The organism is Methanomethylovorans sp. (assembly GCF_041447285.1).
In the GTDB taxonomy this organism is placed as follows: Archaea; Halobacteriota; Methanosarcinia; order Methanosarcinales; family Methanosarcinaceae; genus Methanomethylovorans.
Genome location: NZ_JBGMEB010000018.1, coordinates 79,971 through 98,954, shown reverse-complemented (window position 1 = coordinate 98,954; position 18,984 = coordinate 79,971). Strand labels below are relative to the sequence as shown.

Below are 18,984 nucleotides of genomic sequence, written 5' to 3'. Positions count from 1 at the left end.
ACATGCAAAAACGAACATTTATCGATGATTGCTTAACTTTAGATCTCTCAAGCGAGCTGCATTGCGTTTCCGCGCCGCAAAGCCCCTTGCGAGCACCCCTAGAAGTACACACTACTATAAATACCTGCCGCCCACAACTGACTTTGTAACTAATGTTGGGGCATGGCACTAGTATTAGAACATTGATTTTAAAAACTATTTTTTGTTTAGTCGATGCGGACAATATCGTTTTTTAGAGATAGCATTAGATATAAAGACAATAAATTTGGCCAGATCGATCACTAAAAAGATATGCCATATAAACTAATGATGTAAAGAGGAGATCTCTTTGAGAACTCTGTCGAAAACACTTCATACACATTGAATATGCCATATTCAACTTTTTAAACAAAATGTGCCCTTGGCCTTATTACCCTGTTATCAGAATATTGCTCAAGGCAGTGGGCTATCCACCCAGAAATACGCCCTATTGCAAAGATAGAAGTTGCAAGGTATGGAGGAATTTCCAGATCCTTGTATAGCACTCCTGAATAGAAATCCACATTTGGATATATGGGCTTATGTTGATTTTCGACCATTTCATGATACATTATCGATTCTATTTCTCGGGCAAGGTCAAACCAGTGGTTATTTCCTTTTTCCATCGCCACTTTCATCGCTATATCCTTATAGATACGGGCCCTGGGATCATAGGTTTTATAGACCCTGTGCCCGAATCCCATTATTCTCTGCTTATGCTCCAGGTGTTCTTGAACATATTTTCCTATATTATCCATTGAACCAATATCATCAAGCATGTCCATTACTCCTTTCCTTGCTCCACCGTGCAAAGGACCTTTGAGAGTACATAGACCGGATATAACAGCAGAATGCAGATCGGAAAGAGTGGAAGCGGTAATCCTCAAAGCAAAAGTAGAAGGGTTTAACTCATGTTCTGCACTGAGAATAAAGTCCTTTTCCATTGCTTGTGCTTCCAGTTCCGTAGGACGGTTACCTCTTAACATATATAGAAAATTTGCTCCATGAGCAAGAGATGGATCAGGTGCTACTACTTCCAATCCATTTGCCATCCTATAGAAAGCAGCTACTATTGTTGGAAATCTGGCAATGAGCCTTATGGTTTTTCTAACGTTAGCCTGTTTAGAGATATCATGGGAATCTTCATCAAAATGTGCACATACAGAGATGGCAGTTCTCAAGGCATCGAGGGATTCATTTTCAAAATCACAGAACTTTAACATGTTTAAAAGACGTGGATCTACTTTTCGCTCCTTACGCAGATTTATAGAAAACTCTGCCAGTTCTCCCGTATCAGGCATTTTACCGTATATAAGTAGGTAGGAAACTGCATCATAGGACAAACCTGCAAGTTGTTCTATTTCTATACCCCTATATTTCAGTATACCCTGTACACCATCTATAAAAGATATTTGTGTGTCCAGAGCTACAACGCCTTCTAAGCCCTTTTTCACTTGTTTCATTAAAACCCCGGAATATTAAAAACGTTTTTCTAGTAAAATATGATACATGAGTCTTTTATTCAAAGATATTTAAATATTCTTACGATTTTGCATCTATTTTTAATAGATAGTTAACGCAAAACTGCGAACATATTCCTTGCACATATCAATCTCAATTATGTTTATCACATTTTTTAATCAGTTTTTTTAACTCTTTTGTGATCACCATCTTTGTTCTTTCAGGTACATTGTTATCTTGTTCAAGTTCGTGGAGAGCTTTACAATAATAACTTTTAGCACGGTTCTTGTCTTCCTCAAACAAAATAGTACCTGCAAGCACATATAACTCTGTTTTGTCATCACATTCCTTAATGTAATGGTTTACTAGTTCTTTGATAACACCAAATTCCTTTCTTTCCCCGAGTTCCACGACATATTTTTCAAACAGATCAAAATGTTCATAACCATGCCCTAACAAGAAGCTAACTTTTGATTTGTCATCCATAGCAAAGAACTCACTTTCAAGAAGTAATGCCCTGGACTCCTCATCAGTATTGTCAACAGGTTCTTCGTTCTTCAGCAGCAAACCATCGATAGTATTCTTATCAAAACCCAGTTTTTTACCTAATTTTTCAATATGCTGGACATATTGCCTTTCTTCAAGTTCACTATAGAGATTGAACATGTAACATAGTCCTTTTACATATGACTGCTTATCCCCCATCCACGAACGGTTGTCTATACACCATAAAATGTAATCAATTACAAGCACTAATTCATGTTTGCTGATTGGCTTTTCAGCAAGTGCTTCTGCAAGGGCTTCAAGTATAGTTGCTCCCAACGGATCATCAAAACAAGAGAGATTGACACCAATACCTTTTTTAATATTTCGCAGTACTCTAACCACGTCTTTGTCAGTTAATTTCCTATCATACTCGAGATAATAATAAGCGATGGGGTATTCAAAAGCAAGCAAATAAGGGGAATATTCCTCTTCTTTTTTGTGAAGTGTTTTTAGACTCTTTATTTCTGAAGTATCGGGTTCAAGTAATCTTTCTAGAGAAAGAGTATTGACATCATTCTCAACGTTGGACTTTTCTGCTTCCTCATCTTCGAGAACTTCGGTAGTGAAAATGGATTTGCCCTTTAGTTTCTTACCTGCTTTCTGATCCATAGATTACCATCTGCATCTGATACCTTATGAATCCTATTTCTATAGGACCAATACATATAAACCTACTAAATATGAATCTTAATGATATTATAGCAAAAATTATATATTACTTATTGGTTTTAAATAAAATCACAATCAACCGTTTGATATCATAAGGATTTTCTAGCTAATATGGAGCAAAAGCATTATATTTAAAAAAACAATGTATAAACTAGTCAATTATGTTCAAAAAGCCTCCTATCAGAAACAGAGTGTCTCTTTTGGATAGATTGATAATAAACTAAATAGGAGGTAAAAGATATGGACCGCAGAGGATCCGGATCATCCCATGGAAGCAGAGGCGGCAGTGGCCACGGTGGCTTCAACAGGGAAAACAGAGAAATGCACAATGCAACCTGCGCAGACTGTGGTAAGGAAACACAGGTACCTTTCGCACCTGACCCCGACAGACCAGTATACTGTAGGGACTGCCTACCAGCTCACAGGCCACCAAAGAGATACTAATTATCTCATCATTAGTATACGTTAATTATTCTATTGCCGACATTATTATGGTCGGCAGAATTCTTTTTATGATATATTCTATTAAGGATTTTAGTTTTTATCCTATTTACAACACTAATAAAGCTAATTCTTCTGTGTCAAAAATATACCCTAAAACTCTGTAAATACAACGAAGTAACCAGATATTAGAATCATCAAAGACAGACGTCTACAAAAAGTAGATTGATATTTACTCCCAATAATCATGTGAGCGGGTTGGGGAGTGGGGGTTAGTGTGGGAGTGGGGTTAAAAATGTTGTACCCGCTCACTTGCCCTTCATACGAATTAATGATATATATAGTTTATCTTGAGGACAGGATTTAAAGATTTAGTCCAAATTTACATTTAAAACATAAAGCAATTGTCCAGAATAATGAGTACAGGACATATAGACACAACACAATACTTATCTGATAACCTTTCAATATATTAGAAGATAAGTCATTACCTCCTGCTCTTAGTGTGGTGCATTATATAATTTATATCCTTAACTGTTAAGGATATGAAGGGAAGATGGGAATGTTAAAAGAGTACATAGACATTGGATATATTCCATACGAAAATGAGTTTATATGTGAATATAATCTTGAACCGGCTTCAGGAGTTGTGTTTGAGGAGGCCTGTAGTTATCTGGCAAGAGAAAGTTCCATTGGCAAATGGAACGATATATCCATATTGAGTCCAAAACTTGCAGAGAAACTTAAACCCCATGTATTCTATGTTGACAAGAAAAAGCACACTGTTAAAGTTTCCTATTCGCAGGACCTGTTTGAGTTTTGCTCATTGACCCAGATACTTAATGCTGTTGCAGATAACGTGTTCGACAGCAAGATAATTAGTAAGCTGAAATTGAATGATATTGTCTTCCCGCCAGATCCGTTAAGCGAATTCTGGGGACCGAAATATGGTGTAGAAGGAGTAAGAGAACTTCTTGGTGTTTATGACCGTCCTTTTTTATGTACCACAGTAACGCCAACTATTGGCCTTGATCCTGTAACACATGCTAAAGTAGCATACAATTGTTTCATAGGAGGCTGTGATCTCGTAAAGGACGATAATAATCTGACAGATCAGAAGTTCAACAGGTTTGAAAAGCGTGCTGAACTTGCATTCAAAGCCAAAGATGATGCAGAAGAAACTACAGGTGAACGAAAGATGTACATATGTAACATCACTGCCCCCACATGTGAAGAAATGATAAGGAGAGCAAGTTTCATAAGCAATATAGGTGGCCATTATGTAATGATAGATACGCTTCACACTGGCTGGAGTGCTCTTCAGACATTGCGAGATATCACTGAAGAACTGGAACTTGCAATACATGCAAATGGTATGGAATATGATGCTTTTGCCCGAATGAATAATCACGGAATCAGTGCATACCTGATGACAAAACTTGCACGTCTTGCAGGATTTGACCAGCTGCATATCGGAACTATTGATAAAATTCAGGAAAACAAGAAAGAATTGATCGTTCTGCGCGATTGTTGCACCATGGATAAAGTCAAAGAAAAGGAAAAAATGCATATTCTTTCTCAAAATTGGGATGGTATCAAGCCTATGCTACCTGTTGCTTCCTGTATTTTAGAGCCTACATTAGTAACTGAAGTGATAAATGTCTTTGGCAAAGATGTTATAATACAATTCGACAGTACTATACACTCACATCCAATGGGTACTGTTGCAGGTGCAAAAGCTTGCAGACAAGCTATTGATGCAATGCTCGCTGGTACATCCCTAGAGGAGTACGGAGAAGTCCATGCAGAATTACAAGTTGCCTTGAATAATGGCGCATAATACTACAAAAATGAATAAGCAGACAAGAGTCTTCAAAATAACCTCCAGCAATTTATCTGAAGTAATCAGGGAATGTGCTGATATAATCCAAAGAGGCGGAACTGTTGCCATTCCCACGGAAACCGTATATGGGCTTGGAGCCAATGCACTTGATCCCATAGCCGTCAACAGGATATTTTATGCAAAAGGTAGGCCTGCAGACAATCCGCTTATTGTACATGTGGCTTCTGTGCAACAGTTAGAAGAATTAGTATTAGAAATTCCCCCGAAAGCCCTATCCCTCATCGAAGCTTTCTGGCCAGGGCCGTTGACATTAATTCTTAAAAGAAAAGGAATCGTACCAGATATCACTACCGGAGGACTGGATACAGTTGCTGTAAGGATGCCAAGTGATATTGTTGCCCGGGAGCTAATAAGAGTAGCTGGTAAACCCATTGCAGCGCCAAGTGCAAACATTTCAGGCCGTCCAAGCCCTACAAACGCAGCCCATGTATTATACGACCTGGATGGAAAAATAGATGCTGTAATAGATGCAGGAAATACCTGCATAGGTGTGGAGTCTACAGTTATCGATATGAGCGGAGAAAAACCTGCAATATTAAGACCCGGTTATGTATCCGCAAAGAAAATAGAGGAGATAATAGGAGAAGTCGAGATAGGATATAACAACCATCTTACAGACCCCCCAGGTATTGTAAGGTCACCAGGTATGAAATATACCCATTATTCTCCAAGTGCAACTGTTATGCTTCTGGAAGGAACTCAGGATCATGTATCAAATAAGATCCGTGAGATGTATGCCGAACTCACTTGCAAAGGCGACAGAGTAGGTTTACTTGTTACTGATATGGCACTTTCTTCTCTTACAAATGATATTGTATATCTTGGCGCAAAAGATGAACCTGAAGAGGTCGCACGAAATCTTTTCCTGGGACTGCGTGCTTTGGATGAGAAAGGAGTAAATATCATACTTGCCGATGGTTCTTTTACACACGAAGGCGTAGGTACAGCTGTAATGAACAGGCTAAGAAAAGCCTCAGAAATGATAATTCAACTATAGGAGTATTATGAAAGAGTACAAAAAGGATCAGCTACATGCAAAGCAACGATACATTCAAATATTAAAGACAAATAAGCAACTGGCACGACTAAACGTCGTTATTTTGTCTATAGGATTAGTCCTATCGTATCTGGGAAAAGAAACATTCGGAGTTCCGTTACTATGGACAGGAATTATCGTTTTCCTTTATACCATGTTATCAAACATTATGGTACGCCGTTCTCTTAAGAAGATGAAGTGATATAAAGATCGGAAAGAAAAAAACCTCTTTCCTGAAACTCTATTTTGTCTTGGAACTATACACTACATACAGCTATACTGTAGCTTTTCTGAATACATATATGCTGATTGCAAGCACAATGAGAGTGCCGACAATCAATCCAAAAAATGTATCTGCAGGAAAAATACCTGCCTGTACTTCCCGAACACCATCTATTGCGTAACTTACTGGGTTCAGTCTGGCAATTGAAGCAAGCCATGCTGGCATCTGATCATATGGCATCAGTGCACTGCTTGTGAAGAAAAGAGGCATGGAAATCATGGCATTGAAAGCTGAATAAGAATCATGGTCCTCAAGAGAAAGAGCAACAGTAGTCATTACTGAAGACAGCAACATTCCAAAAATCATAAGTATAAGATAAGTCTGGATAAGTAACAATGGATCCAAAAAGTGCGCTCCAAGTATCACCGCAAAGATGAGAATAACAGTGGACTGTATCAGTCCCCGCAGAGTTATGAAAAGGATCTTACCAAACAAGATGGTCTCCCGCGGGGCAGGCATCGCAAGGAATTTGGGCAGGAAACCCAGCACCTTGTCAAACATCAGAAGAGCACCTCCCTGCAAAGAAGCACCAAGCATTGTCAATACAAGTATGCCCGGGGTGATAAAATCAAGATAATTATCAGTAAAACGGATAGGGAGAGCCAGACCTACAAATATGAGCCATGCCGCAGGCATAACAAGAGCAGATACAACATTTATCTTCCCACGCACCCAGCGTCGGAAATCACGTTCCAGATAATACAGAGTTTGAATCATCCTCTTCTCCTGAGCATTGTCCTAAATCGCCGATAATCAAATGCACTCGTATCTTCCTGTTCAGCAACCAGAGAAAGAAAAACATCATCTAAGGTAGGTTGCCTTATAGCAAAAGACTTTATTTTCATTCCGGAATCGGAAAGTGCACGGGCAAGAGCAAAACCAGTTTCCCCTCCCGAAGGAGCCTCAAACTTCAATTCATCACCGTTTTGCCCGATGAACTTAACTCCTTCAACGACATTGCCCTGATATTGACCATCAGCTCCAATAACAATGATATCACTGCAACAGTTTGCTTTGAGCCCTTCCGGAGAATCATTCGCAACTACAACACCATGATCAATAATTCCTACTCTGTCACAGGCATAATCAGCCTCATCCATGTAATGGGTTGTCACAAAAACGGTCATTCCATTGTCCTTCAGATCAATGATATGCTCCCATATCTTTTTTCGGCCTGCAACGTCAAGTCCTATGGTCGGCTCGTCTAGGAAGAGCACTTCAGGATCATGAACAAGAGCTTGTGCAAGTTCAAGTCTTCTGCGCATACCACCTGAGTAAGTCCTTGCAAGGTCATCTGCGCGGTCACCAAGCTCCATCTTGGCAAGAACTTCATCAGCTATATCGCGGGGTCTCTTTACACCATAGAGCCTTGCAAAAAAGATTACGTTTTCTCTGCCTGTCAACTTGGCATCCACAGCCATATCCTGTGGTACATAACTTATCCTGTCCCTTACTTTCCGTGGATCTTTGATGATTGAGTGACCACATATGGATGCATCACCTGAAGTGGGAGAAAGGATAGTGGTCAGCATTTTAACAGTTGTTGTCTTGCCGGAACCATTGGGTCCGAGAAGACCGAAGATCTCGCGATCAATTGAAAGATCCATTTTGTCAACTGCAGTAAGGTTGCCAAATGTTTTTGTCAGGCCGTTAATCTCAATTGCACTCATGAGGGTTTTCTATGATATTTCCATTGTTTATCTTTTTTTCGCAGATATTCAAAAGTCAAAGGACTTCTTGTTGATGAAAAGATAAAAAACATAAATAAACCGCTGAACAAAACTAACAACTTAAAAATAAAAAAGGCCACTTTTGAAGTGGCATTATATTGATTTTATACTCTTATTAAAGACCCTTCAGAATATTCCAGCCAGGTTCAAGAACATTTTCATAAACCAGAAACTTAGCAGTACTTACAAGGCCAACTGGATCAACAGTAATGGACCCATTTTCAGACGCAGCTTCATAGACTGAAAGAGGATCTGTGGTATTTATGAGGCTTATAACTGTATCTTCGTCCGCAGTTATGATCACTGTAGGCTGATAGTCTTCAACTTGGGTGACCTTTTCAAATTCATCAACCCTACCATTTTCCGTGACTAAATATACATTCAGTTCACTGCCATCATTCATTGTAACGTTAGCCAGGATCCTCTCATTACCGAGAAGCGTCTTTAGATAACCGGGAAGTTCTTCGTAGTAAGCATTGTATTCAAGAACTGCCCTGTCAAGATCGCTAAAAAGTTCTGCACTGGTAGTGCCCATTGTAATGAAAAACATGAGAATTAACATGCATAAGGTCTTCTTCATATGAAACCCCTTTTTTAGTATATAATCAGGATTTTTCCTGCATGTTTTGTTTCTTTTTCTGATATATAACCTTGTTCGTTTAGTAAAGAACAATAGGAAATATCCAGATATGAGCCAATATTCTAGCCAGAGATTGTTTTTTATATCGTGGAGTGATAAAGGATATTGCCTTACACGATCCTTATGATTTTTCTTTACATGTATACACTTTGAGGTTTACCAGGATGGGAGAAATAATAGCAAGCGACTCTATGTGGGAATATTTCCACTGGCTTGATGCAAAGCTAAAACGGGAGATGGACATAGCTAATGAAGCCAGGAAAAGGGGACGTGATCCAAAGCCCTTTGTCGAGATACCGCTTGCTAAAGACCTGGCAGATAGAGTAGAGAACCTCATTGGTGTAAAAGGCGTAGCCCAACGCATCAGAGAATTAGAAACAACCATGTCTCGTGAGGAGGCTGCACTTGCTCTAGGCAGGGATGTAGCTGTGGGCACTGTAGGTAAATTCGATGACAGGAAAAAAGCCATAGAAGCAGCTATCCGTGTATCCATGGCAATGCTTACTGAAGGAGTAGTGGCAGCGCCCATTGAGGGTATTGACCGGGTGGACGTGGGAAAAAACGACGACGGAAGCGAGTATATCCGCATCCTTTACGCAGGTCCCATACGTAGTGCCGGTGGTACTGCACAGGCCCTTTCTGTACTGGTGGGAGATTATGTGCGCAGAGGCGTGGGTATTGACAGGTACAAGCCACGTAAGGAAGAAGTAGAGAGATATGTAGAAGAAATATTGCTCTACAGAAGAGTGGCAAGCTTGCAGTATACACCTTCAGAATCAGAGATCAAGCTGATAGTAGAGAATTGTCCTATCTGCATAGATGGGGAACCTACTGAAGAAGAAGAAGTGGAAGGACACAGGAATCTGGAGAGAATAGAAACAAACCGTGTCAGAGGCGGTATGGCCCTTGTGCTGGCAGAAGGTCTTGCTCTGAAAGCCCCGAAAGTCCTGAAACATGTAAAAAAGCTACAGATGGACGGGTGGGACTGGCTGGAAACGCTCATAGCAGGTACAAAGAGCAGCGGAGATGAAGAAGATCAAAAGACTGTGGGTGTAAAACCTAAAGACAAGTATCTGAGAGATCTTATAGCAGGAAGACCCGTATTCTCTCATCCTTCAAGGCCTGGAGGATTTCGATTAAGGTATGGAAGGTCACGTAATACTTCTTTTGCTGCTGCTGGTATAAGTCCGGCAAGCATGGTCATACTAGATGAGTTCATTGCCCCGGGGACCCAGCTTAAAGTTGAAAGACCGGGAAAAGCTGCAGGAATGGCTCCTGTGGATTCCATTGAAGGCCCTACAGTAAGACTAAGATCAGGGGATGTCCTCAGGATAGATGATGTGGAAGAAGCACGTCTCCTGCACAAAGAAGTGGAGTACATTATCGATATCGGCGAGATATTGATCAATTACGGGGATTTCCTGGAGAACAATCATGTATTAGTCCCTTCACCATATTGTTTTGAGTGGTGGATACAGGAATGTTCTGTTGCTACAGGCGAAGACGGATCATTAAAACCGGAACTGAAGCATCCTTCCCAGGAAGTTGCCCTGGAAATCTGTGAGAAATATAATGTACCTTTGCATCCGGATTTCACTTACTTGTGGCATGATATAAATGTAAGTGATTTTATAAGGCTGGCAGAGTTCATCGAAGAACATGGGTCTTTGGATGAAAAACATTCGACACTATCGCTGCCTCATAAATTAAGTGTTGATAGCGGAATCAAGGTCCTCCTTGAGAACATGCTGGTGTTTCACAAAGTATCTGAAGGAGCTTTATTGATCTCACAGCCTCTTGCGTTACTAAGATGCTTAGGCATAGGAACGGACCTTCACAGAAATTGGACAAACATTGATACAGAAACTGGTCTTGACGCGGTCAACAAGGTCAGTGGACTGATTGTACGGGCACGTGCTCCTTCAAGAATCGGTGCACGTATGGGAAGACCTGAGAAATCAGATAAAAGAATGATGTCACCAGCACCACATGTACTGTTTCCCATCGGTGAGACCGGCGGAAACACTCGCAAGTTGGAGGATGCTGCCAGTTACAAAGAGTCCGTCAATGCTAAAGTGGGGCTAATTAGAGTTGAAATTGGCTCAAGAATATGTCCTGCATGCGGTATGGATTCATACGAGTTCAGATGTGAATGTGGTGAATTTACAATTCCCAAGTTATCCTGTCCAAGATGTGGTCTTTCCATAAACAAGGAAACCTGTCCTAAGTGCGGTGTGAACACTACATGTGCCCGCATGCAGAACCTTGATTTCAAGAACATATATCAGCGGGCTTTTGAGAAACTGGGCGAGCGTGAATCAAATCTTGATGCTATCAAAGGCGTCAAAAGAATGATGTCACGCAATATGACACCGGAACCACTTGAAAAAGGAATTCTGCGCGCCAAGCATGAGCTGTTTACTTTCAAGGACGGAACTGTAAGATATGATATGTCAGATATACCGTTGACACACATCAGGGCTGATGAGCTGGGCATACGTGTAGAGAAACTGGTGGAAATAGGTTATTCTGAAGATATATATGGTAAACCCCTCACCAGCGAGGATCAAGTGGTCTGCCTAAAGGTCCAGGATATTGTCGTTTCATACGACTGCGCCGAATACCTGTTAAAGACTACAAGATACATAGATGATCTTTTGTCCAAATATTATCATCTGGAACCTTATTACAATGCCCAGAATATCGAGGATCTTGTAGGTACACTAGTTATGGGTCTTGCACCTCATACGTCCGCAGGTGTGCTGGGAAGGCTTGTAGGTTTCACAAGAGCTGCAGTGGGCTATGCTCATCCCTTTTTCCATGCAGCTAAACGGCGTAACTGTGACGGTGATGAGGATTGTGTAATGTTGCTCATGGATGGTCTGGTCAACTTCTCAAGAGAATACCTGCCTGACAAAAGAGGCGGAAAGATGGATGCTCCGCTTGTACTGACCACCCGTTTAGATCCAAGTGAGGTAGACAAGGAAGCTCACAACATAGACGTATGCGACCATTATCCCCTTGAATTCTACGAAGCTACACTAAAGTACACTAACCCAAAGGAACTAGAGAGCAAAATGGACCTTGTGAGCAGTCGGCTGGGTACTCCCTTGCAGTATGATAAATTCATGTTCACATATGATACATCAGATATTGCCATGGGACCTACGGTAAGTGCTTATAAGACCCTTGGAAGCATGGTGGAGAAAATGGATGCTCAGCTTGCTTTGGCGGATAAGATAAGGGCTGTTGATGCATCAGATGTTGCAGAAAGAGTTCTTGTTTCGCATTTCCTCCCTGACCTGTTCGGTAACCTCAGGGCTTTTTCCAGGCAAAGCACACGTTGTATCAAATGCGATGAGAAATTCCGTAGACCTCCTCTTACAGGAGTATGCCCAAAATGCGGAGGCCGTGTGATACTAACAGTGCATGAAGGAGCTGTAAAGAAATATCTCGAAGTGTCAAAAAAGGTAGCTATAGATTATAATGTTTCAGCTTATACAAAGCAGCGTATAGAACTTATCGGACTTGACATTAAGTCTCTTTTCGAGAACGACAAATCAAAGCAGACAGGCCTTTCAGAGTTCATGTGATTAATTACTTGGCTGGCAGGCCAAAAGCATTGATCTGATTAATGAGCTCTGTGAACTGCTCTACTTCAAAGGCTATCACTTCTTCCCGGGTCATGCTAATGGACATTTCCCCATCGTAGCTAAGCATTTCAGGACCTCTGCGTACGAACCTGTCCACACCGTCCCTGGATAATACTGCTTTTGCTTCAGGATCGTGCACGAATGCTCTACCGGGAATCAATACTGTTTCTTTGACATCTGCCAATTCAAGATTTTTCAGATCTTCGATGGTGATGAGACAACCAATGTCCTTGTCAACGGAAACAACGTTCACATATCCTCCCAATTTAGCAAAAATGTCTGTAAGTCGCGGTGAAGCTGCTTTACTAGAGATAAGCGTTGCCTGTTTCCTTATCTGCGGGAGCTGGGCTAGTGCTTTCTCATCATTGCGCAGTGCAAATGGACAACCAATTAATGGGTCTTCCAGAGGAGTTCCTGTTATCCTGATATTATATCTGGAAGCAGCTTCTCTCACAATAGCAAGAAATTCATCTATCGTATGTGTTTTTAGATTTTGTAGGATAGGACCATTTCCAAGGATCAGCCCTTCTTCCCTGCTATTTGCAAAGCGCATGAGAATAACTCCTTTTGTTCCCATTTCTTGCAGATCGGAAAGTGTTTTCCACAATTCTTCCCCATCATTTATACCCGGTAAGAGCACAATAGCAGCATAGACATCGCAATGTTTACTGAAATCCTTTAGTACCTCCAGAGAAGCTTCAGGATTCGGATCACGCATATACTCTCCACGAAGTTTGGGGTCGGTGGAGAATACAGTAAAAGAAACTTCTTTTACACCGTGCTCTATGAAAAAGCGTGCATCATCAGGGGAATTGAATCCTTTACCACTGGTATACCCTAAATGTATCGGTCTTTCAAGCTGTGAAAGCATAGATACAAGTTCCTTTAATTGTGGATAACAACTAACATCTCCTCCTCCGCTAATGGTTATTTTTGTGATCTCATTAGCTCTGAACCTGAAGATATCTGATAGACTATGAAGAACAAACTGTATAGGTTTAAAGCCACTATAAGCTTCCTTCACACCCCTGGTACAGTAATCACAACCTTTTTGGAAAGGAAAACAATACTTGCACCCAAAGGGTGTTATTTCTTTTACTTTCTTGAAATAACAATAGGTACAGAATCCATTGCAGTCTATGCCCGGACTTCCACCAACATCGGCTACTATTTCCATTTGTATCGTGTCATAACAGAGGTATTACTTAAACCTTTGTGATAACACAGAAAAACGTTATTTTTAAAATAGACATGGTACACATATATATTTAGTTAATAAGATAAATATTACTTTATGTGAATAAAAATAACCATATAGCTTAAAAATGATTGGAAAAGCATTCCCCTTTGTAGCACTGAACTTGCCAAGACAGTATATAATTTATAATATATATCATTTATCTAAACATTGAAAGCAGAGAGGATATTGATGCAAAAGGTTTAAAACCTAATTACTCTTAACTAGTGGGTAATCCCGATGGAAAATATCGTACTCTTTAACGATTGTACAGATTTTTTCTTAACTCGTTGTCTGTACTTTTTCCAGGATGGATCTTAACAAATAGGAGGAAACATACGTGTCTGATAAAATAGACATTTACGACGACAAAGGTAAGCTGTTGGAAAGCGGCGTCGATCTTATGGACATTGCGCCAACAAGAAACGCAGCCATACAGAATATCGTCAAAGACACCAAAAGGACTGTTGCAGTTAACCTTGCAGGTATCGAGAATGCTCTTGCCAGTGGTAAAATGGGTGGCGCAGGCCGCCGTATCCTTGGAAGAGGACTTAAGTATGACATAGTTGCAAATGCCAGTGCCATCCAGGACTCTGTTGAGAAATTAATAAGAGTCAACAAAGATGATGACACCAATGTACAAGTACTTGCTGGCGGAAAGCAGCTACGCGTGCAGGTTCCATCCATAAGGACCGCAATAGGTGCAGACTACATTTCAGCAAGCACTGTAGGTGCAGCAGCTGTAGTACAAACCATCATTGACATGTACAAGGTAGACATGTTCGACGCACCTATCGTTAAGGGAGCAGTCTGGGGAAGCTACCCACAGACAATGGACATGATGGGCAGCAACGTTGCATCCATCCTCAGTATCCCACAGAACAACGAAGGTCTTGGTTACTCTCTGAGGAACATCACCACCAACCACATTGCAGCCATCACAGGTAAGAAGGCCATGAACGCCGCAGCACTCTCATCCATCTTCGAGCAGGTAAGTATGTACGAGATGGGTAACACTGTCGGTTTGTTTGAGAGGCACCAGCTCCTCGGTCTTGCATACCAGGGTCTGAACGCTAACAACATGGTATGTGACATTGTTACTAAGAACAAGAACGGTACAATCGGTACTGTAATTGAGTCCACAGTAGAGAGAGCTATCGAGGACGGCGTCATTGCAGTTGACAAGAAGGCACCATCCGGATACAACTTCTACAAGGCAAATGATGTTTCAAAGTGGAACGCATATGCAGCAGCAGGTCTGCTTGCAGCAACCATGGTAAACTGTGGTGCAGGAAGAGCAGCACAGAACGTTTCTTCAACTATCCTGTACTTCAACGACATCTTAGAGAAAGAGACAGGACTTCCAGGCTGTGACATGGGAAGGGCCCAGGGTACAGCAGTCGGATTCTCCTTCTTCAGCCACTCAATCTACGGTGGAGGCGGACCAGGTATCTTCAACGGTAACCACGTAGTTACCAGACACTCCAGAGGATTTGCAATTCCTTGTGTATGTGCAGCAGTTTCACTTGATGCAGGTACCCAGATGTTCACTATTGAGAAGACATCTTCACTTGTGGGCAACGTGTTTGGTTCAATAGAGGAGTTCAGAGAACCAATCAAGGCAATTGCAGGAGCCCTCTAAATCCATTAATACCTTAGTCATAATATCAAAGGTAATCAGATGACAGATACGTCTTCAGACACAACAAAGCATTTGCAGCTTGAAATAGTTCCTCAGCGTTTGCTAAAGCCGGAAACCGCCCAGACTCTTCTTAATGAGATTCTGGAACTGAAAGGAGTCGTCAGGCTGTTCATTCATGGCCCGAGATTACCCGGAACAGTGCCGTATGGTCCTGCAAAGGGAACTCCTATGACCCATGATTCCCGACGCCTTATAGAAATAGAAGGCAATACAGTGGAATTGATGGTCAGTGTAGGTAGCATCCGTCTGGAAGTAACAGATGCTGACGTGAAAGAACAGGTGCATGAAATATGCGAGAAGATATTCTCTTTCCCATTTGAGTTCAGGGAAGGTAATTTCATGCTAAGGCGGCAGACAGTCACAGGTTATGCGCGATTCGGACCTGATCAAGACCCACTTATGCTTGGGATCACTGATCCGAAAGGCAAACTGAAAAACCAGGTATGCATCATTAAAAAGGAGTGATGTTATGTTTGACCGGGAAACGCAAGTTGTTGATTGCAGACATGGGATGGGGCTTGGAAGAGGCGGTGGTCTTGCACAAAGAGGCACACTCTCCGAAACCGGAAGATCCGATGTGATTGCAATAGCAATGAGTCCCGGAAGAAGGCATATCACAAAACCTGTATGCGAACTTACATACGGTATGCGTCGCGAAGAAATACAGGTGAGTGTCCTGGTGCTGAATACAGGATCGGGTATACCCGACACTAACATGGGTTCCGGTACCTTCGGAATAAACCCCGAAGAAGTAGCCCAGATCTCAAGGCATAAACTTGCGGTCATACATACAGGCAACGTAAGGGACCATGTGATAAAGAAAGTAAGGGCTATACTAGAACAAGCGAATATTCCTGCCGTTATTGTTTGCCAAACCCCCGTTGATTTCGAGGATTTTGCAAAGGCAGGCGTGAAGACAAGGCTTGTGAAACCAAAAGAAAAGGATATTGTGACGAAAGGAAAAGTAATGGAAATTGTGACAGGCGTCACACGAGGAGAATCATGTTCAAGGGAAAAATTGAACGAACTCGTGAAAGCCGTGAAAACCACAATGAAATCATTAGATGTTAGGAGTGTATGATTATGGCATATAAACCACAATACTACCCAGGTGCAACATCTGTTGCAGCAAACAGAAGGAAACACATGTCTGGCGATGTGGAAAAGCTCAGGGAGATTTCCGATGACGATCTCGTAATGGTCCTCGGACACCGCGCACCCGGAAGCGACTACCGCAGCACACACCCACCACTTGCAGAAATGGGTGAGCCAGAGTGCTCAATCAGACAGACTGTCGAACCAACCCCTGGAGCAAAAGCCGGTGACAGAGTAAGGTACGTACAGTTCGTAGACTCAATGTATAACGGTACCTCAGTACCATACGTAAGGTCCTACAGTGCAGCCATAAAATTCAGAGGTGTGGACCCAGGAACCCTTTCCGGACGTCAGGTCGTTGAGGCTCGTGAGAGAGACATGGAACAGGTTGCAAAGTTCCAGATCGAGACTGAGATGTTCGACCCAGCACTTTCAAGCCTTAGAGGCGCAACTGTGCACGGCCACTCCCTGAGACTTCCAGAAGATGGTGTAATGTTCGACATGCTCGACAGGGCAAGACTCGATAAAGACGGCATAGTGAAGATGCACAAAGACCAGGTAGGAAGACCTATCGACAAGAAGGTTGAGATGGGAAAACCAATGTCTCCAAAGGAAGCAGCAAAGAGGACAACCATCTACCGCGTGGACAACGTTGCATTCAGAAGCGACAAAGAGGTTCTTGAATGGGTCCACAGAGTGTTCGACCAGAGAACAAAATACGGATTCAAGCCGGAATAATCGAGGTGACATAAATGGTAGCAGACAGAAAGAAGATGTTCGCAAAACACTTGGAGATCAAGTTCACAAAAGAGCACGGTACCAACAAGATGGAGGGTGGAAAGATCACCGACATGGTTGGTAAGTACTACAGGCTCGGTGTTGATCAGAACCCAAGGAAACTTGAAATGAAGAAGGCAGGTCAGGAAATCGCAAAGAAGAGGGGACTTGTCGGATACAACCCAATGATGCACTGCGGTGGTATACCACTCGGTCAGAGAGCTCTTACCCCATCCTTCATATCAGGCACTGACATGATGGTGGAGATCGACGATCTGCACTACGTGAACAACGCAGCAATGCAGCAGATGTGGGACGACATCAGGAGAACTGTAATTGTCGGTATCGACCTTGCACACGAGACCCTTGAGAAGAGACTGGGTATCGAAGTTACACCAGAGACCATCAACTTCTACCTTGAGACCCTCAACCACGCCCTCCCAGGCGGTGCAGTGGTCCAGGAACACATGGTCGAGACCCACCCCGCACTTGTGGACGACTGTTACTGTAAGATCTTTACCGGTGACGATGAGCTTGCAGACGAAATAGACAAGCAGTTCCTCATCGACATCAACAAGGAATTCCCAGCAGAACAGGCAGAGCAGCTTAAGGCAGCTATCGGAAAGACAACCTGGCAGGCAGCTCACATTCCAACCGTGGTCAGCAGGGTAACAGATGGTGCCCAGACCAGCAGATGGATGGCCATGCAGGTCGGTATGTCCTTCATCTCCGCATACAGCATGTGTGCCGGTGAGGCAGCGGTCGCTGACCTTTCATACGCAGCAAAGCATGCTGGTGTCATCTCCATGGGTGAAATGCTTCCAGCAAGGCGTGCACGTGGTCCAAACGAGCCAGGAGGTATCTCCTTCGGTCACCTCGCAGATATCGTGCAGACCAGCCGTATAGACCCAGAAGACCCAGCACACGTAGCCCTTGAGGTAATCGGTGCAGGCTGTATGCTCTACGACCAGATCTGGCTCGGTTCATACATGTCCGGTGGTGTCGGTTTCACACAGTACGCAACCGCTGCATACACCAACAATATCCTGGATGACAACCTGTACTACGATGTAGACTACATCAACGACAAGTACAACGGCGCAGCCAAGAAGGGTACAGACAACAAGGTAAAGGCAACTCTGCAAGTTGTCAAGGACATCGCCACAGAGTCCACTCTGTATGGTCTTGAGAACTACGAGAAATACCCGACTGCACTTGAGGACCACTTTGGAGGTTCCCAGAGGGCAACCGTGCTTTCCGCAGCAGCAGGTGTCGCAACAGCTATCGCAACTGGTAACGGGAACGCCGGTCTTTCCGGATGGTACCTCTGCATGTACCTGCACAAGGAAGCATATGGCCGTCTCGGATTCTTCGGTTTCGACCTGCAGGACCAGTGTGGTGCAACCAATGTGTTGTCCTACCAGTCCGACGAGGGTCTGCCTGTTGAGCTGCGTGGACCGAACTACCCCAACTACGCCATGAACGTAGGTCACCAGGGTGGATATGCTGCAATAGCATCTGCAGCACACGCAGGCCGCGGCGACGCATATGCAGTGAACCCACTCATCAAGGTCTGTTTCGCAGACAGCCTCCTGCCCTTTGACTTTACCGCACCAAGGAAGGAATTCGGTAGGGGCGCACTGCGCGAGTTCATGCCTGCTGGTGAGAGATCACTCATCATCCCGGCAAAGTAAATCCAAAGATAAGACACAGGTAGGCTTTATGCCTACTTTTTTCTCTTTTTCCATTACTACAGATCCGTATTTCAGCGGCTTATTCTGCTGTCTTTCCTA

At 42.8% G+C, this 18,984-nt stretch carries 15 protein-coding genes; 9 read left to right on the top strand and 6 right to left on the bottom strand.

Annotation, left to right across the window (positions count from 1 at the left end):
• Positions 1-383 precede the first annotated feature (383 nt).
• Positions 384-1,481, bottom strand: a complete 1,098-nt coding sequence (locus ACC612_RS11270) for a citrate/2-methylcitrate synthase (RefSeq protein ID WP_371854634.1) — start codon at positions 1,479-1,481, stop codon at positions 384-386.
• Between the two features lie 151 nt (positions 1,482-1,632).
• Positions 1,633-2,634, bottom strand: a complete 1,002-nt coding sequence (locus ACC612_RS11265; RefSeq protein WP_371854633.1) for a hypothetical protein — start codon at positions 2,632-2,634, stop codon at positions 1,633-1,635.
• Between the two features lie 300 nt (positions 2,635-2,934).
• On the opposite strand from ACC612_RS11265, the gene ACC612_RS11260 reads away from it, so the two are divergent.
• The 3 genes from ACC612_RS11260 (at position 2,935) to ACC612_RS11250 (ending at position 6,035) form a co-directional block, all read left to right on the top strand.
• Positions 2,935-3,138 (top strand): CxxC-x17-CxxC domain-containing protein, encoded by a 204-nt coding sequence (locus ACC612_RS11260; RefSeq protein ID WP_371854632.1) that lies wholly within the window; start codon positions 2,935-2,937, stop codon positions 3,136-3,138.
• Positions 3,139-3,697: 559 nt separating this feature from the next.
• Complete coding sequence (locus ACC612_RS11255) at positions 3,698-4,975, top strand: RuBisCO large subunit C-terminal-like domain-containing protein (RefSeq protein ID WP_371854631.1); 1,278 nt, start codon at positions 3,698-3,700, stop codon at positions 4,973-4,975.
• Positions 4,965-6,035, top strand: coding sequence for an L-threonylcarbamoyladenylate synthase (locus ACC612_RS11250; RefSeq protein ID WP_371854630.1), 1,071 nt, complete (start codon positions 4,965-4,967; stop codon positions 6,033-6,035). Before ACC612_RS11255 ends, ACC612_RS11250 begins: the two co-directional genes overlap by 11 nt.
• Before the next feature lie 313 nt (positions 6,036-6,348).
• Here ACC612_RS11250 and ACC612_RS11245 read toward each other — a convergent pair whose 3' ends face one another.
• The 3 genes from ACC612_RS11245 to ACC612_RS11235 form a co-directional block, all read right to left on the bottom strand.
• Positions 6,349-7,074, bottom strand: a complete 726-nt coding sequence (locus ACC612_RS11245; RefSeq protein ID WP_371854629.1) for an ABC transporter permease — start codon at positions 7,072-7,074, stop codon at positions 6,349-6,351.
• Positions 7,071-8,027: an ATP-binding cassette domain-containing protein gene (locus tag ACC612_RS11240; protein WP_371854628.1), complete on the bottom strand. Its 957-nt coding sequence runs from the start codon at positions 8,025-8,027 to the stop codon at positions 7,071-7,073. The genes ACC612_RS11245 and ACC612_RS11240 overlap by 4 nt, the downstream gene beginning before the upstream one ends.
• A gap of 175 nt (positions 8,028-8,202) precedes the next feature.
• On the bottom strand, positions 8,203-8,667 hold the full coding sequence (locus tag ACC612_RS11235; protein ID WP_371854627.1) for a hypothetical protein: 465 nt from the start codon (positions 8,665-8,667) through the stop codon (positions 8,203-8,205).
• A gap of 224 nt (positions 8,668-8,891) precedes the next feature.
• Here ACC612_RS11235 and ACC612_RS11230 point away from each other — a divergent pair, with 224 nt between their 5' ends.
• A complete protein-coding gene (locus ACC612_RS11230) occupies positions 8,892-12,320 on the top strand; it encodes a DNA polymerase II large subunit (RefSeq protein WP_371854626.1) in 3,429 nt (1,142 codons plus the stop codon).
• A gap of 4 nt (positions 12,321-12,324) precedes the next feature.
• Here the strand turns inward: ACC612_RS11230 and mmp10 are convergent, their stop codons facing one another.
• On the bottom strand, positions 12,325-13,557 hold the full coding sequence (mmp10, locus tag ACC612_RS11225; protein WP_371854625.1) for a methyl coenzyme M reductase-arginine methyltransferase Mmp10: 1,233 nt from the start codon (positions 13,555-13,557) through the stop codon (positions 12,325-12,327).
• Between the two features lie 400 nt (positions 13,558-13,957).
• Here mmp10 and mcrB point away from each other — a divergent pair, with 400 nt between their 5' ends.
• Genes mcrB through mcrA form a run of 5 tightly spaced genes read left to right on the top strand, consistent with a single transcriptional unit; the run spans position 13,958 to position 18,885 of the window.
• Positions 13,958-15,259 (top strand): coenzyme-B sulfoethylthiotransferase subunit beta, encoded by a 1,302-nt coding sequence (gene mcrB, locus ACC612_RS11220; RefSeq protein WP_371854624.1) that lies wholly within the window; start codon positions 13,958-13,960, stop codon positions 15,257-15,259.
• Between the two features lie 39 nt (positions 15,260-15,298).
• Positions 15,299-15,784, top strand: coding sequence for a methyl-coenzyme M reductase operon protein D (mcrD, locus tag ACC612_RS11215; protein WP_371854623.1), 486 nt, complete (start codon positions 15,299-15,301; stop codon positions 15,782-15,784).
• 4 nt (positions 15,785-15,788) lie between these two features.
• Positions 15,789-16,400: a methyl-coenzyme M reductase I operon protein C gene (gene mcrC / locus ACC612_RS11210; protein WP_371854622.1), complete on the top strand. Its 612-nt coding sequence runs from the start codon at positions 15,789-15,791 to the stop codon at positions 16,398-16,400.
• A 2-nt stretch (positions 16,401-16,402) separates the two neighbouring features.
• Positions 16,403-17,152, top strand: coding sequence for a coenzyme-B sulfoethylthiotransferase subunit gamma (mcrG, locus tag ACC612_RS11205; RefSeq protein ID WP_371854621.1), 750 nt, complete (start codon positions 16,403-16,405; stop codon positions 17,150-17,152).
• Positions 17,153-17,166: 14 nt separating this feature from the next.
• Positions 17,167-18,885, top strand: coding sequence for a coenzyme-B sulfoethylthiotransferase subunit alpha (mcrA, locus tag ACC612_RS11200; RefSeq protein WP_371854620.1), 1,719 nt, complete (start codon positions 17,167-17,169; stop codon positions 18,883-18,885).
• Positions 18,886-18,984: the final 99 nt, after the last annotated feature.

What these genes read in the sequence shown, in the direction of transcription:
- ACC612_RS11250 (WP_371854630.1), top strand. Translation starts at nt 4,965, where the DNA reads ATGGCGCATAATACTACAAAAATGAATAAGCAGACAAGAGTCTTCAAA.
- mcrD (WP_371854623.1), top strand. Translation starts at nt 15,299, where the DNA reads ATGACAGATACGTCTTCAGACACAACAAAGCATTTGCAGCTTGAAATA.
- ACC612_RS11265 (WP_371854633.1), bottom strand. Translation starts at nt 2,634, where the DNA reads ATGGATCAGAAAGCAGGTAAGAAACTAAAGGGCAAATCCATTTTCACT.
- mcrC (WP_371854622.1), top strand. Translation starts at nt 15,789, where the DNA reads ATGTTTGACCGGGAAACGCAAGTTGTTGATTGCAGACATGGGATGGGG.
- mcrG (WP_371854621.1), top strand. Translation starts at nt 16,403, where the DNA reads ATGGCATATAAACCACAATACTACCCAGGTGCAACATCTGTTGCAGCA.
- ACC612_RS11260 (WP_371854632.1), top strand. Translation starts at nt 2,935, where the DNA reads ATGGACCGCAGAGGATCCGGATCATCCCATGGAAGCAGAGGCGGCAGT.
- ACC612_RS11270 (WP_371854634.1), bottom strand. Translation starts at nt 1,481, where the DNA reads ATGAAACAAGTGAAAAAGGGCTTAGAAGGCGTTGTAGCTCTGGACACA.
- mcrA (WP_371854620.1), top strand. Translation starts at nt 17,167, where the DNA reads ATGGTAGCAGACAGAAAGAAGATGTTCGCAAAACACTTGGAGATCAAG.
- ACC612_RS11245 (WP_371854629.1), bottom strand. Translation starts at nt 7,074, where the DNA reads ATGATTCAAACTCTGTATTATCTGGAACGTGATTTCCGACGCTGGGTG.
- mmp10 (WP_371854625.1), bottom strand. Translation starts at nt 13,557, where the DNA reads ATGGAAATAGTAGCCGATGTTGGTGGAAGTCCGGGCATAGACTGCAAT.
- ACC612_RS11240 (WP_371854628.1), bottom strand. Translation starts at nt 8,027, where the DNA reads ATGAGTGCAATTGAGATTAACGGCCTGACAAAAACATTTGGCAACCTT.
- ACC612_RS11255 (WP_371854631.1), top strand. Translation starts at nt 3,698, where the DNA reads ATGTTAAAAGAGTACATAGACATTGGATATATTCCATACGAAAATGAG.
- ACC612_RS11230 (WP_371854626.1), top strand. Translation starts at nt 8,892, where the DNA reads ATGGGAGAAATAATAGCAAGCGACTCTATGTGGGAATATTTCCACTGG.
- ACC612_RS11235 (WP_371854627.1), bottom strand. Translation starts at nt 8,667, where the DNA reads ATGAAGAAGACCTTATGCATGTTAATTCTCATGTTTTTCATTACAATG.